General features: G+C 61.7%; 12 protein-coding genes. 4 read left to right on the top strand and 8 right to left on the bottom strand.

Annotated features, from left to right (window positions below):
* Nucleotides 1–5 precede the first annotated feature (5 nt).
* Nucleotides 6–230, bottom strand: coding sequence for a P1 family peptidase (locus ACZ5T9_RS05275; RefSeq protein ID WP_464834272.1), 225 nt, complete (start codon nucleotides 228–230; stop codon nucleotides 6–8).
* A 99-nt stretch (nucleotides 231–329) separates the two neighbouring features.
* Nucleotides 330–1268, bottom strand: a complete 939-nt coding sequence (locus ACZ5T9_RS05270; protein ID WP_464834271.1) for a uracil-DNA glycosylase — start codon at nucleotides 1266–1268, stop codon at nucleotides 330–332.
* A gap of 269 nt (nucleotides 1269–1537) precedes the next feature.
* Here ACZ5T9_RS05270 and ACZ5T9_RS05265 point away from each other — a divergent pair, with 269 nt between their 5' ends.
* A complete protein-coding gene (locus ACZ5T9_RS05265; protein WP_464834269.1) occupies nucleotides 1538–2065 on the top strand; it encodes a GNAT family N-acetyltransferase in 528 nt (175 codons plus the stop codon).
* 194 nt (nucleotides 2066–2259) lie between these two features.
* On the opposite strand, the gene ACZ5T9_RS05260 is transcribed toward ACZ5T9_RS05265, so the two are convergent.
* The 4 genes from ACZ5T9_RS05260 to ACZ5T9_RS05245 all read right to left on the bottom strand — a co-directional run bounded on the left by ACZ5T9_RS05260 (nucleotide 2260) and on the right by ACZ5T9_RS05245 (nucleotide 10860).
* Nucleotides 2260–5550, bottom strand: a complete 3291-nt coding sequence (locus ACZ5T9_RS05260; protein WP_464834267.1) for a DEAD/DEAH box helicase family protein — start codon at nucleotides 5548–5550, stop codon at nucleotides 2260–2262.
* A complete protein-coding gene (locus ACZ5T9_RS05255) occupies nucleotides 5550–8198 on the bottom strand; it encodes a site-specific DNA-methyltransferase (protein WP_464834265.1) in 2649 nt (882 codons plus the stop codon). Before ACZ5T9_RS05255 ends, ACZ5T9_RS05260 begins: the two co-directional genes overlap by 1 nt.
* 39 nt (nucleotides 8199–8237) lie before the next feature.
* On the bottom strand, nucleotides 8238–9008 hold the full coding sequence (locus ACZ5T9_RS05250) for a hypothetical protein (protein WP_464834263.1): 771 nt from the start codon (nucleotides 9006–9008) through the stop codon (nucleotides 8238–8240).
* Nucleotides 9009–9621: 613 nt separating this feature from the next.
* Complete coding sequence (locus ACZ5T9_RS05245; protein ID WP_464834261.1) at nucleotides 9622–10860, bottom strand: IS256 family transposase; 1239 nt, start codon at nucleotides 10858–10860, stop codon at nucleotides 9622–9624.
* A gap of 149 nt (nucleotides 10861–11009) precedes the next feature.
* On the opposite strand from ACZ5T9_RS05245, the gene ACZ5T9_RS05240 reads away from it, so the two are divergent.
* The gene (locus tag ACZ5T9_RS05240; RefSeq protein ID WP_464834259.1) at nucleotides 11010–11186 is read left to right on the top strand and encodes a hypothetical protein; all 177 of its coding nucleotides are present in this window, start codon (nucleotides 11010–11012) and stop codon (nucleotides 11184–11186) included.
* Nucleotides 11187–11284: 98 nt separating this feature from the next.
* Here the strand turns inward: ACZ5T9_RS05240 and ACZ5T9_RS05235 are convergent, their stop codons facing one another.
* Nucleotides 11285–12385, bottom strand: a complete 1101-nt coding sequence (locus ACZ5T9_RS05235; protein WP_464834258.1) for an ArsR/SmtB family transcription factor — start codon at nucleotides 12383–12385, stop codon at nucleotides 11285–11287.
* 212 nt (nucleotides 12386–12597) lie between these two features.
* On the opposite strand from ACZ5T9_RS05235, the gene ACZ5T9_RS05230 reads away from it, so the two are divergent.
* Nucleotides 12598–13014: a hypothetical protein gene (locus ACZ5T9_RS05230; protein ID WP_464834257.1), complete on the top strand. Its 417-nt coding sequence runs from the start codon at nucleotides 12598–12600 to the stop codon at nucleotides 13012–13014.
* Between the two features lie 72 nt (nucleotides 13015–13086).
* Here the strand turns inward: ACZ5T9_RS05230 and ACZ5T9_RS05225 are convergent, their stop codons facing one another.
* A complete protein-coding gene (locus ACZ5T9_RS05225; RefSeq protein WP_464834256.1) occupies nucleotides 13087–13488 on the bottom strand; it encodes a VOC family protein in 402 nt (133 codons plus the stop codon).
* Between the two features lie 301 nt (nucleotides 13489–13789).
* Between ACZ5T9_RS05225 and ACZ5T9_RS05220 the strand changes: the two genes are divergently transcribed.
* Nucleotides 13790–14152 carry a hypothetical protein gene (locus ACZ5T9_RS05220; RefSeq protein ID WP_464834255.1) on the top strand — a complete coding sequence of 121 codons (363 nt, stop codon included), beginning with the start codon at nucleotides 13790–13792 and terminating at the stop codon, nucleotides 14150–14152.
* The last annotated feature ends 64 nt before the right edge of the window (nucleotides 14153–14216 follow it).

Genomic DNA, 14216 nt, shown 5'->3' with positions numbered 1-14216 from the left:
TTCACTTAAACCCACGTGGGGGCAATCCTGCGGAAATACCTGGGTTCGTGAAACAGGCTCAGGTCGCCCGGCGGAACCACCACGGTGACGCCCGTGCGCACCGGGCCGCGGCCCGGGCGAAGCGGCCCGTCCCCCTCGATGAGGGTTACGTGGTCCACGCGCACACCGGCCACGTCGGTGATGGCGTTGTGGGGGCCCCGCCGGAAGGAAGGTTTCTCGTGCACGAGCATACCGGCCTTCCCCTCTTGTTGAGGCCCGGCACTCGAGCTGAATCTCCGGGCTCCGGCTTCCAACACCGGTTTTCCCCCGCAAGGCGGCCCGCCGGCCGCTCACGAGCCGTGGCCGGCCACGGCGGCCGGCGAGGGAGCCTGCCCGAGAAGCTCTCGCGCCCGCCGGAAGATGGCGTCGAACATCGCCTCCGTCAGCACGCCGGTGTTGGTGTTCTGCCGGCTGGGGTGGTAGCTGGCCAGGAGGACGGGCGGCTGGCGGTCACCCTCGCCGTCGGGGGTATGGAGCCAGCGATACTCACCGCCGTGGCGAAAACGGGGCTTTTTCGGGCGGGCTGCAGGCGCCGTGCCTCGGGCCCGCCCGGCCGGTGAGGTGGTCGCGGCGGCCACCGCGGGCTCGCTGCTGCCCGCGGCCGTGGAGATCCCGCCGGTCGCTGCCCCGGTGGAGGCGAGGGAGGAGGTGCCGTCCACCGCCACCTCCACCGGCCAGCCGTAACCACGCTCTTTCATCAGCCGGAGGACGTTGTCGAAGGCGATCTGCCCCAGGCAGACGATCACCCGCACCGTCCGCATAACCTCCAGCTCGCGGGCCAGGAACGTGTCGCAGGTCAGGATCTCCTCCCGGGTGGGCCGGTTATCGGGCGGGGCGCAGTGACAACTGGCGGTGATGTAGGCGTCGATGAGCTGCAGACCGTCGCCCCGGTGGGTGCTGGTGGGCTGGTTGGCGAAGCCGGCCCGGTACAGGGCGCGGTAGAGCCAGTCTCCCGAGCTGTCCCCGGTGAACATGCGGCCGGTGCGGTTAGCGCCGTGGGCCGCGGGGGCCAGGCCGACGATGAGCAACCGCGCCAGGGGGTCGCCGAAGCTCGGCACGGGCCGGCCCCAGTACTCCCAGTCGCGGTACGCCCGCCGCTTGGTGCGCGTCACTTCCTGGATGTAGCCGATGAGCCGCGGGCAGCGGCGGCAGGCAACGACGGCATCGGCCAGTTCGCGCAGCGCTGTCACCTGGGCTTGCGCTTGCTTCTGCATTTCGTTCATCTTCATCTGTCACCTGATCTTCATCTTTCACCTTGTCGCTGGCGCACGGTGTTCATCGCGTCGATTGTCTCACGGAACTTGGGCCTTGGCCAGGCTTCGCCGCGATCATCCCATTTCAGCCGTTGGCGAGCGTGCCGCCTGTACGGGTCCGCGGTAGGAAGCGCCAGTTCGCCCCATACGTTACCCCATACGTTACCATGGACCTTGAACCGCGAACCGCGGGACGGTGCCCCAACGGGCCCAATCGGGACTTTCTCCGCCGGGAGGTTGGAGCCATGTGGACCATCCGGCCCGCTCGGTGGCCGCAGGACCTTGCGCCCCTGGCCCGCCTGGATACCGGCTTCGTCACGGATCGGATCTACCGGGTGGATGCCATGGAGCTCGGCTTTGTACTGCGGGAAGAGCGTGTGGACCCGCCGCTGCGCAAGATCTACGATCCGCCGGCGGAAGAGGACCTGCAGCGGCTTCCCTTCACCCTGGTCGCCGCGGACGACGGCGCCCTGGTTGGGCTGGCGGCGGCGGGCCACGTCGAGTGGAACGGGCGGGTGCATCTCTGGCACCTGTACGTGGCGCCGGAAAGGCGTGGGCTCGGCATCGGACGGGCACTCGTGGAACAGGCGCTGGCACATGCCCGCCGGCTCGGGGCCAGGCCCCTCTACGTGGAGACCCAGAACGTCAACTATCCGGCCATCCAGTTCTACAGGCGTCTCGGCTTCACACTGGCGGGACTGGACACGTCCCTGTATGACCCTCGTGGTCCGGGTGCCGGCGAGGTGGCCTTGTACCTGGTGCGCGATGTCTAGCCTGCCGGGATGTCCCGACGAGACCGGGCCGGGGTGGGATTCAGGGCTGGCGGGGTAGTGAAGTACCGGCTGAACCCCAGCCGCCGCAGGATGGGAGCCGAGGTGCCCTCCCGGGCCAGGCAGGTGTCCACCCGGCACCCGTGGGCCCGCGCCAGTTGCAGCCGTCAGGCCAGCCTGCACCGTACCCGTTTCCGCTAGGAGTTCGGATGAGACTTCGGAACCACCATCTCAAGCATGGAACGAATGTACGTTTGCTTATCCTCGTCCGGGAATAGGATATGCCTACTTAGCATCTCGTCCTTACTCATATTCCAGAGTCTTGCCATCGTCCAGGATGGTCTAGTCGAGAGGATGAAAGAATGAAGGTGCACGTTCGGGTCACCTAGTCGTCGTTCGATATCTTTGATGGTTCTATGAAATTCAATCTTGGGGGAGGTGGGACCAATGTGTTCGAGGCCTCCCTTGGGATCAATAAACACTATATCTTGCCGAGGACCAGATACAACCCAGAGTATAAAATCCGGGTGGAAGTTCCCCGCCTCAAAGAAGCCAACCCCGCGGCCTTTACTAAAGTTCCTCAACAAGTATAGTTCCCTTCCGGCAAGGAACTCGGCATGAGCCGTGTCATGGAAAACTTTCAAGTCTTCGACAAACTGGAACTCTCCCTTATTGAGAGGAACTGGAGTGATCTTAACGGCATCGCCATCTAAGTACAGCAGAGGTTCGTAAAGGTGTTGCTTGAACAAAATCGCCTTGATTCCGCGGTATTCCCAGAACTTCAGTTTGCCTTCCTGAATCAGCCGCTTCAATTCCTCAAGCTTCAAAATGATATCGTCCGCAGACTGTGGAACATAGACCCGATAGTAGCTGCCACCCGCGTCCTCCTTCCACTCCAGGTTCGGGTCATTCTCTTCCAGAATACGATACTCGAGGTGCTTCAGTTCCCACTCTCGCTTGCGAAATGTATAAAACCGTTCCATGTACTTCTTTAGAAGGGTCAGGGCAATCTCTTCCCACAGGCGGACCTTGTCGAACGAATCGAAAGATAGTTCCTCATCCGGTATCAACAGCTTATACCACGTGTGATCAAGCAGGATCTCCATGATACCTTCGCGGGTAAGGTTCAAGTTGTACCAGCCGCGCTCGGCCTTGAAGCGTTCCAGCTCGAAGTAGAGCCTGTCGATATCGAGAAAGGCTACATGCCGACCCGTGAGGTGTGTCTCGTTGGGGGCAGCGTCTACTTCGTCGGACGCCTGTTCCCGGGACCTCAGTGTTTGGATTCGCGGATACCAGTTGAGCGCCACCTGGTTCCTTAGCAGGTACTCTGTACTGGGGTCCCGGGCGGGATCCGGCTTCGTGAGGGTGGGGACGGGCCCTAACCTTCGGAAAGCATCGCCAACCTCGGTGTTTACGCCGTTGATGGTCCTCTTTAGCCGAATGATCTTGAGCTTCTGGGTGCCCAGGTTTCGAACCACCGGCAATATAAACTCGATCCGGTCCTCGTTAGTGGGTAGGCCTTCCTCTTTCAAAAAGTCGCGGAACTGTGCCATGTAATTGGCGCGGATACCAAAGACACCGAGCGTCTCGAGTATGCTGATGTGCTTGGGGGGCATCAAGTCCGCAGGAAGGCGCGTTTCGCTGCTACGCTTCAGACTCATGCCGTACCCCTTGAGGCGCACTCCCCGCCCAAAGAGCTGGATGATCTGCGGTCCCTCCCCTTGGCCGATGTTCATCAGGCCCATGGTACTAACACGCCAGCTATTCCAGCCCTCAGTGAACTTCTTGGAGCCGATGAGAAGGTTGATGGTGGAATCTGGCTCATTTATTGTGTGAAAAAGGGAGTCGGAAAACTCGCGCTCAGTGACGGTTAACTCTGGGTACTCCTCACATAGCTTACATAGCTTGCTGTCATCCCCGACATTGATCACTCCAAAAGGCTTGTTGTCGCCCACGCGAAGCGCGATCTCACCGCTGGCTCCCTTCAGATTTTCAACATAAAGTCGGCCGCCGCCGGGCGCGTTAAATACTGTGGCCAACGTTTCGTCAAAGATCTGCGCAGCAGTCATCCCGCTACTTTGAAGGTAGTAGAAGTGACGAGCAAACAGGTTCTTCCCGTCAGCAGTGATCAGCCCGCGCTTCAGCAACCGATCGATAAGGGCTATGCTACTCCGTCGATTTGCCACGTAGCGTGCAAGGAAGCGCAGGATTTCAATGATGTCGGAAGCTTCCCGGGTCGTGAGCGTCTTTGTTACGCTTCCACCGACGAAGATCCACAGCGGCTTCTCAATGTTAAACGGGCGAAATGCCTCCACTTGTTCCCGGTATAGCCGTTGCTGCTGGTAAAATGAGAGCAGACATGCGACGAGGTAGAGTTCAAGATGGTTCTGCTGTGTCTCATCTTCGAGGTTGAAAATCTGATAGTCCTTACCAAATCCGTCACCGTAGAAGTAGCGGTAGGAATAGTCGAATATTATGCTCTTGGCATACAGGTCGATGAGCGCCTTGTTTCCTTTTACCGCTTGCCCAAAGGTGGCCGAATATTCGAATGAAAACCCTTTGTCGCAAAGCGCATTACGATAACGCATCCAGGTGCCTTCGTCACCGCTACTCGCCCCACGGTGACCCTCATCCACCAGGACCAGGTTATTGCCTTCGAAGGCTTCGACGGCGACGGTCTTATCACCCATTTCGTCGCTCAGCTTATGGATGTCAAGGATTTCTACAGATTTACCGGCAAACAGATCGGGTCCATCCTTGTTAAACAGTTGCGCAAGGATACCTGATACTTGGAATTCTCGAAGGTGTTGTTGGCTCAGGCCCTCGTTGGGCGTAAGAAGGATGATACGGTTTAACTCTCGCCGCCGTCCGTACTTTTCCAAGTAGTACTGATACTGCAGGATGTTGACATGCATCAGCAGCGTCTTGCCGCTGCCCGTGGCGCTCCAGTAGGCCAGCTTGTTGAGCTGGGTCCAAGCTTCTGCCTGTTCATCGAAGGGGGCAATCTGGTCGGATGCGGGCTTGCCAGCGTTGTAGGCGGCCACGTGTGCATTGAGGGCTCGTAGCAGCCCTTGTGGATCCCGGAAGTAGCGATCTAAGTAAATCTCCGTAAAGAGTAGCATGAGATACTGGAAGTATTTCCATGTTATCGGTTTTTCGCCGTGGGTAAGGCGGTGCTCATTCAGCCAACGGGTGTGCTTGACGATGTTCTGGTCGTACGCGAGCAGCAGGTCGCTGGGCAGCTGTGGACGGTCAGGGAAGTGGGTCGTGAGCGCGCGGTAGAAGCGATGGACTCCGTCCTCATCCAACCCTTCCAAGGACTCGTCGCGCAAATACTGGGCGAGATCCCTAAAGCTTTGTACACCGAAAAGCGATAAGAGCCACTGGTTTAATACGAGCTTGTGGGCGAACGGTACCTGTGGCCGGTTCTGGGTACGGCGGTGCGATGCGGTGGTCTGGCCTGCAGTGCGACGACGTGCCCTTGGCATCAGACTCCCTCCATGTCGAACATGCGCCGGTGTAATTCCTCCTCAATGAGCCGTACTGTCCAGGTGTCACATGGCTCTTTAAGGTTCTCCAAGGTATTGTCGCCATTGACGTAAATCAGATCGATTTCTTTAGCCCCGAGTGCATACCCCTGCGACTTGAACCACTCTTCCAGAACTAGGTTGTCTTGCTCTGGCTTACCGGTAAGCTTGCGCCAGATAACCAGAGTGCGTCGACCGTCCGGCGTCGTTCCAGTGACGGTGCGGAACCACCATGGTCCCGCAGGGTCCTGCCGGAGACTGCCCTTAAGGCGTAGTCGCTGCTCGTTATCACGTTCGAACTCGGCTGAATATTTCTGCGGCGTAGATATGCGCTTCACGTGCAGCCCGATGAGCCAGTTAAATGTTTCTATCAGGTCGACGTTAATCTCACAGCTCTCATCCGATCCCGGACGCTTTACCTTAAGCTTGTAGGCCGTGGGATCCTTGAAGGCCTCCACGTTGAGCAGGGACTGGCTACCTCGAGTTTCCACATCGAGCATATACTTCAGTAGGTACTGCTCCTTAAACCCGTCGGGACCCTGCGCTTCCACGAGGTCCAGAAGACTTTGCTGAGCATCGGTGCGGCGGAGTTCCAAATTATTGAGTGTGTCCTCGTACGATTCCAGACGGATGACTTTAACGATGCGCGGGCTCAATTCTGCCTCCTCTGCAGTGGCCATGCGCTTGGGTTTGCCGTCTTGCCAGTCGGGCGTGAAAATAACCTTCTTAATACGGGGTATCAGTATGGTGTCAAAATAGTCCGCCATCTCAACAAGTATGAACTTACGTTGGCCACCGTCTCGACGGTTCAAATTGATAACGGCGTGTGCTGTGGTGCCCGAACCGGCGAAGAAATCAAGAACCAGGCTGTTCTTACCGGCCGTCTGATTTATAAAACGTTCCGGCAAGGTTGTAGGTTTGGGGGTGGGGAAAAGACCCGTTACTCCAAAAAGGGCAGCGATCTGTTTCTCACCATCGGTGTAGTCATGGAAAAATGATTTGGCTACGTTAGTGTCTACTTCGTCAAGAAAGCGCTTGAATTGTGGAATCTTGGTTTCGTCTTCGCCCCATACAATCCGCCCCTTACGGTCTAGCGACTCGAAACTGTCGCGGCTGTCGTCCGGCCACGAATATGGCCATAGCCAACCGCGCTTAGGGTGGGGACACGGCTTGCCGGTCTTTGGATGGATCGGCCGATAGAAACGATAGTTTGGATCGTTTGGATCGCGCGTGCTGTCAGCCTGTTTCTGTGCTGGGGCGGAGGGGTCGCTTTCTCGCCAAACGACAATACGTGCTTTCCTGGCCCTAGCTTCACTTTCAGGTACCAATCGTCCCTCCGCGTCGCGATATTCGGCGTGGCAGTAATTGTAGACCCCACGCCACGGGTCGAGCTTCTTGGTCTCCTCGGTATATTCAAGACCCTGTTCCTGAAGCTGGGCCTTGAACTCCTCGAGATGTCGAGCAAACAATGCCTGGATCTGGCGCTCTACTTCGGCGATTGGTGGGTATTTGGGATTCAACTCGGCCACAAGTGCAGCGATTTCGGCATGGCCCGGTTTTGGCTCGCGGAACATCGTGGGATCACGTTCAACAACTCCACGGTCTCTCGCATAAACCTGGATGTACTCGTGATTGGTGGAATAGAGCGGCGACTGGCTATGCGTGGTATTCTGGGCCCAGACGAGTTCTTCGACGCGATTCTTGTGCCCAAAAATTTCATTCAGCACAGCCTGGAGGCTGTCCCGCTCATGTTGATCGATGTGCGAGAACAGTACACCATCGCTCCGTAAGAGGTGCCACGCTAGAGCAAGGCGATCATGCATCATGCTGAGCCAGGATGAATGACGGTAATTATCCTTGTAGGGAAAGCCATCACCCAGACGGTTATAGGGTGGGTCAATGATTATGGTCTTCACCTGATCACGATACCGTGCCTTCATCAGGGATAATGCGTGAAAGTTCTCGCTGTGCCAGAGGATCCCATCAACCTGCTCATCCAGGTCGCCGATAGTCGCCAGAACCCGAGCTGTGAAGCCGCTATCAAAATGGCGCGTATCCACTACTAACGTTGGGTGCGCTTTCAGAAAGTCAACGGTTAACGGTACACTGTAGCCTGGCGTCATTAGATCTCCTTTGATCTCATCAATCGCGAACAGCCGCACCCATTCCTGCCGCTGGGCGTCGTTGGCCGCGATTTCAGGATAAAATTCCTCGGGGATTTTGCCGATGGGAATTAGGTACTGCGTCTCAACGACGAACTTCTTCTTAAGCCAGAGTTTCTTCTGGAAATTCTCCAGTTGGGCTAAGAAGTCGATGATCTTGTGGGCGATCTTCCGGATCACCTTGATCTTGGCAAGGTACTGCTCGACCCGCGGAGCGGTTTCATTCTCTATGTCATCAATGTGCATGACCTCGTTCTTGATGTAGAAATCGAGTTCCCGACGAAGGAATCCGCCCAGGTCTTTATGGATGAAGTAGTCGAATGTGTTGCGGGCCGTGTAGCGCCGTAGGTGCGCCTCAAGCCTGGTATAGTCAGCCGGCTGCCCGTTGCTGAGAATGTGTGGCTTAGCGAGTTCGGCAATCCACGGAGCGGGCGCCGGATCCTCCACCGCTAACACTCTTTGGGTAGCCAGAGCGATGAGGTCCTTCTACTTAGGCGGCCTCGTTTTTTCCCCGCGTGCCGCCTCTGGCCAATCATCGAGCGTCGCAGGGCGGTACTCGAAGCGGATCACTAGTTCGCCGTTCTCTTCGCTAATGAAGTCACGTCCTGATTCGCCGGGAGGTGCGAGAATGAAAACGCGTTCCCTTTCGGTAGATGGCTTGATGTCTCCGTGTTCCCCTTCGGTAGCACCCACGAGACGGAAGTGTACCCGCATCGGCTGTCTTGTGTCTTCCGGTCGAAGGCGGAAGGTATAGTCGCGCAGGTACTCGCTAGTCTTTATGTAATACTGGTCGCGAGTGGCCCAGTGAAGATGGACCTCCTCGCCCCCGTAGGGGATGGCGTACACGCCGGGCTTGAATACTCTGTTGGATAGGAAGTCGCCTTCGGAATAGTACCTCCGGAAAAAGTTGTACAGGTGGTCGTAGATCTCGTCCTCCAGCGCTGCAAGGTTAACGGACTCGTTGGCAAGTTTTGCCCGAAGGTCCTGAACCTTCTGAGTCGCCTCGGGGTCCACCCCCAGCGACCGCGCCTGCTCAATGGCTCTGGCCAACTCTTTCTCAATTTCCGCCTTGTCTGCGGTTTTGTACTCGCTAAGCGCCTGTTTGACCTGCGGCAGCAGGTCCCTTTCAAGGAACTGTTTCACCTCGGCGCTCTTTACGTGCATGATCCGATAGAGGCCGAAGTCCAGCTCGGGTTGGTCGAGCTGGAACAGTTCCATTAGCAGAGACTTTAGCTTTTCGTACTTCTTCTGGCTCATTACGGGTTCCCTTCCTCTGTTCACGAGCGCTGCTGCTTACACTCAGCCACCACTCGGCGAATGATGAACACGAGGCACGCCTCGTACACTGGGGACCCTGGTAGGCCAACCGGTAGCAGCCCCGTGGGGTCGCCACCAGCATCGGTCCGCTGCCCGCGCCAACGGCGCCGGGCTGGACCTGGATCGACCCACAACTGTTTGTGGCGTTCCGGCACAAGTGACGATGAACAGAGCCGGGCGCGCGGGACCATGGCGGGCAACGGAGCCGCCCGCCGCAGCCGGCTAGGAAGGCGCGGACACGGCCTACGCGGTGACACCCACTGTGGCCATGACGGCGCGTGTGACCGCAAACCACACGGTTCACACAACCAGGGCTACGGCCTCATTGGGACTGTGGGCTCTGACCGGCCGCGCGGACGCTAGGTCGAAACAGTGCTACCGAGGTATGTTTTAGCACTCCTAGCCAGCCCCCTCACCTCGGGGCAAAGCGTACTGCACCCTTGTTCCGATCCTGCGGGCCGATTCCCGTATTCCTGTTCGCTGTCACCGCTAACGTACCTCTGTCAATCGCTGGCCGGCCGGCGAGCTTCCGTCAATGGGTGTGTAAACGTGCTCAGGCGGCGACCCCCTTCTCCGTAACCTCGATGCCGTCTTCGTACCGCGCCCCGGCGTAGACCTTGGCCAGCAACTCCGGAGCATTCAACCTCCGAAACCGTGACTGGGCCACCATCAGCATCTTCCAGATCACCGCCGTGGCCCGCTCCACCTTCTTGAACCGCTTGGCCGCGTCCGTACGCAGCCGCAGCGCGGCGAAGGGCGATTCCACCACGTTTGTGGTCCGCAGGTGGCGCCAGTGCTCCTTGGGGTACCGGTAAAACGTCACCATGCGCTCCCAGTCCCGCCCCAGCGTCTCCGCCGCCTTCCCGTAGCCGTGCCGGTGACACCAGGCCTCGAACGCCTTGCGCTTCCGTTCCGCCTCCGCCCGGGTCGGGGCGTAGGCGATGGCCCGGAGCATGGGCTTGGCCACGGCCTGCTGCCGGCGCGGCAGCTGCTCCAGCACGTTGAGCACCTTGTGGTTCCAGCCGCGCTGCTCCTCCGCTTCCGGCCAGACGTTGCGCAGCGCGCCCCAGATCCCTAGGTGCCCGTCCCCGATCACCAGCCGGGGCGCGTTCATCCCTCGGTCCCGCAGGTCCCGCAGCACCTCCGACCCGCTCGCCACCGACTCCCGGTCGCCCGGCACAACCGCCACCACCTCCTTGCGGCCGTCCACCAGGCCCGCCACGGCCACGAGCAGCGCCGCCCGCTCCCGCTCCAACCCCGCCTTCACGTACACCCCGTCCACCCACAGGTAGACCACCTGCAGCTCATCCAGCCGCCGCGTCCGCCAGGCCTCCCACTCCGCCTGCCACCGCTCTTTCAGGCGCGCCACCGTCCGGGCGGAAAGCGGCGCCTCTTCACCGAGCAGCCCCCGCAGGGCCAGGTCGAAGTCCCCCTCGGCCAGCCCATGCAGGTACAGCTCCGGCAACAGCTCCGAGACCTCCTTCGTGCGCCGAACGAACAGAGGCAGGATCCGGCTCTCGAACCGCTCCTCGAGGCCCCGCACCCGGGGACGCCGCAGGGTCAGGGTGCCCATGGGGGTGGTCAGCTTCCGCGGCTTGCCGTACCCGTTCCGGTACCCGGCCGGTGCATCGACGGCGGCACGCCGCTGGTAGCGGACCCGGCCCAAAAGCTCGGTCACCTCGGCCTCCAGCGCCTCCTGGATCAGCGCCTGGATCGCGTTCCGCAGCCACTCGTGCAGTCCTTCCCAGGTGGGGCTTGACGTCAGGTTCCCCGACGTGGTCCGCTGGTGCATGGCGGTGGCTCTCCTCCCTCCGGGCTTCCAAGCCCTCGTTGTTCACCAAGAGGAGGGTACACCGCCTTCGCCATTTACACACCTTTTGAGGGTACCTCGCTACGGGCTTTTCTGCCCCTTTTGTGTGGGAGCCAAGTGTCAAACTCGGGGTGGGGTTCTTCGGTACCGCTCGGGCGGTGGAACGGGCCCTCGACGCCGAGGGAGCTCGATGGCCGGCGGTAGCAGGGGTGGCCATCGTGGCGGCCGCAGCGGCGGTCGACCTGTACCTGAACGGGGTGGGGATCTTCGATGCACTGCTCCAAGCGCTGGCCGGCGGCGGGACGTAGGTCGAACGCAGCCGGCCGGCGGACGGCGATGGCCGGCCGCCGAGGCACGGCCTCCATTCCGCCCGCAGGGAGCCACGCGGCTTGAAGGGTGGGCCGGCCTAGCCGAGGAAGGATCGAAGGTGCCGGCTCACCCTTTCCACCGCATCCTTCCGGCTGGCGTACAGGACGTAGTAGCCGTCGCGTCTCGCCCTCACCAGGCCCGCATCATGAAGGATCCTGACGTGGCGGGAGATCGCGGCTTCGGACAGGCTGAGGGCCCGGGCCAGTTCCTGGGTGCTCTTGGGCCCCTCATGGCAGAGCTTCAGGATCTGCAGGCGCGCCTCGTGGGCCAGGGCGAACAGCATGCGCTGCAGGGCAACCGGAGGCTCGGCAGGCGGTCGCAGCAGGGGCCCCTCGAGCCCATAGACCAGGCAGGGCGGCCACGGCGGGTCGCACTCCACGCGGGTCTTGACCCGGGTGAAGAGGCTGGGGACCAGCAGCAAGGGCCGGGTTGGGGTGACGTCGACCACGACGTGTTCGGGGAGCCGGTGGAAGATGAGAAGGTGGCGGTCGCGGACCACCCGCGCGTCGGGTGCCACCTCGTGCAGCACCGTCCACACGTCCGTCGCACGGAGTCGTTGCGAGCGCCGCTCGGCATCGGCCAGCAAGGCGGAGTGGATGCGCGCCCACTCCCCTTTGAAGGCAACCTCCCAGAACTGGTCGAGCATGGCCACGAGTCGCCGCCGCAACCGGTCGGGGCTCCGGATCAGCTCCTCGCAGGCCTCCCCATACCGCGGGTCGAGACGTCGGGCATGCTCAAGGAGCATCGCCTGGGTCGCGCCGTCCCGCATCACCTCGTCCCAGGTGGGATCCCGCTCTGCCTCCCATGGCGTGAACGCCCTCGCACATTCCTCCACGAAGGTCTCCAGGGGCAGCCGTTCGATGTCCGCCAGTTCATCATGGAACTCGGGAACGCCCTCCCGCGGCCGCGGGGTGAAGAAGCCCAGTTGCCAGTCCCGATAGGCGAAGCCCAGCTTGCGAATCTCCGCGAGCAGGGAACGGGGCAGCCGCTTGCGCGTCTCCAGAACCCAGTGAAGTTGCAGGGGGTGGGCCCGCGGGTTCACGATCGCCTCGAGGGCGCAAACCGCCTCGAGGAGAGGCGACAGGTGGAAGGTCACGGCCGCTTCGGGATTCGCTGGAAGCTGGATCTCGATGGTCACCGTCCGACACCATCCGTCTCGGTGCTACCCGTCCGACACCATCCGTCGCGCCGTCGCGGTCCGCCACCATGCCTGGCGAGCTCGCCCAACGCCATCTGATTGCGAATTCTTCGAATGTGTTGAACCGCCGGGCGAGCACCCCATAGGCTTGTGAGCAGCGACACCGCCGAGGAGAGGCTTGTGAGCAGCGATACCGCCAAGGAGGTGCCCCGATGCCCGCTTCCGCCCATCCCGTGCCCAAGTGCTACCTTGTGGTGGCCTACGCACCGCCGCGGGTGTCCGCCCGCGCCGCCAACGACGCGTTCAACCGGTACATCGCCGATACCAGCCGCGGGTTGGTCCTTACCCATGACCACTTCATCCACCCGCGCGGCGGCTACGCCATCTTCGCCTGCGAGCGGGAAGAACAGGTACGGCGCGTGACGGACGCCCAAGACGAACTGCCCGGCTGGCAGGTTTCCGTCCACCCGCTCACCTTCGCCCACGATGCCGTGACCTGGCTCTACCAGAGCGACTTCACCCTGGCCTGGTACCGCGGCGGGCAGCGACTCCGGACGTGGATGAACCGGTACGAGGCGTCGGAGCATTGCCACCGTCTCGAAAGCCGGCTTCCGTCCCAGACGGGTTGACCGTTCCGGCCACGGCGGCCCACCGGCCGGCGGCACCAGACTTCGACCCTGCACCGGCCGCCGGCGGGACGTTCAACCTTCCGCCCGGCCCTCGCTCAAAGGCCCCAGCAGGAAGATCACGTTGCCATCGGGGTCGTGGAGGCTGCATGCCCGGGCACCCCAGTCCTGATCGGCCGGCTCGGTGGCGAAGGTGAGCCCCTGTTCGGCAAGCCGCCGGTACGCCGCGTCGACGTCGCCCACCCAGAAGCTGATGTGGTCGAGGCCCGGCGGGTTGCCCACCAGGTCCGGGCTGCGCCGCGCGCCGCCCGCGGGCCGGTTCGTCTGAAAGAGGTAGAGGCGGGCGTCGCCGGCGACCAGCAAGGCCCCCGGCGTCTCGTCCCGGCTCTCCACTCGGAATCCTAGCTGCGCGTAGAAGGCCTCGGCGGCCTGAAGATCGCGCACTGCCAGGCCGACGTTGTCGATCCGCTGGACCATGATGCATCCCCCCTGGCCCACCCATCTCGTCTGCGTCGCCCGCCGAGCCCCGAGCCTTTGACGAGCCGGCTCCCGGACGGAACTCCGCACCGTCACCTGCGCTCCCCCACCGCGCTGCGCAGTGCGCCTGCTCCACTGAATCCGGCCGCCAGCCCTGGTCCCTGCTGCAGGCAGCCGTGGGGGTGACGATTCCGCTCCTGCTTCCGGTTCCGCGCCCCCCGGCTCCGAGTTGTTGTCCCTCGGGGCCCTTCGCTCGGATCCGCGCATTATCCTGCTGGCGGTACCGGGGGCAGGTACCGGCGTGCTGGTGGCCGTGGCGGCTGCGTTTCTCAACCGCCTGCTCCATTGCTTCACGAATCTGTCCTTATGCCAGATCATGGCACGGGTGCGACGTGCCCGGCGGGACACCATCTGGGGGCGGCCATCGCCCCCGTCCCCGTCATGGGCAGCCACATCGTGGGACTCGGTGGAACTCATGGCCCGCTTTGGCTCGGAGCGCATCCGCGAGCACGGCATCCCCGGGACGGCCACCTTGGGCACGCCCTTCCCCGCGGTGTTGTTCGGCATCGAGCCCTGGCCCTTCGCGCGGCCGGAGAGCACAGCCGGGAGCTTGGGTTCGCTCTCTTCCGCACCGGGGCTCGCAGGGCCGCTGGCGTCCGCCTAAACCGGGAGCGGTGGCTCGACGGGAAGCCGTCCTTCGGCGTAGGGTCAAGGTGAGGGACCACCAT

The sequence above is a fragment of the Thermaerobacter nagasakiensis genome (assembly GCF_055396825.1).
The sequence above is the reverse complement of the archived record's forward strand: the minus strand, read 5'-3'. Positions and strand labels throughout refer to the sequence as shown.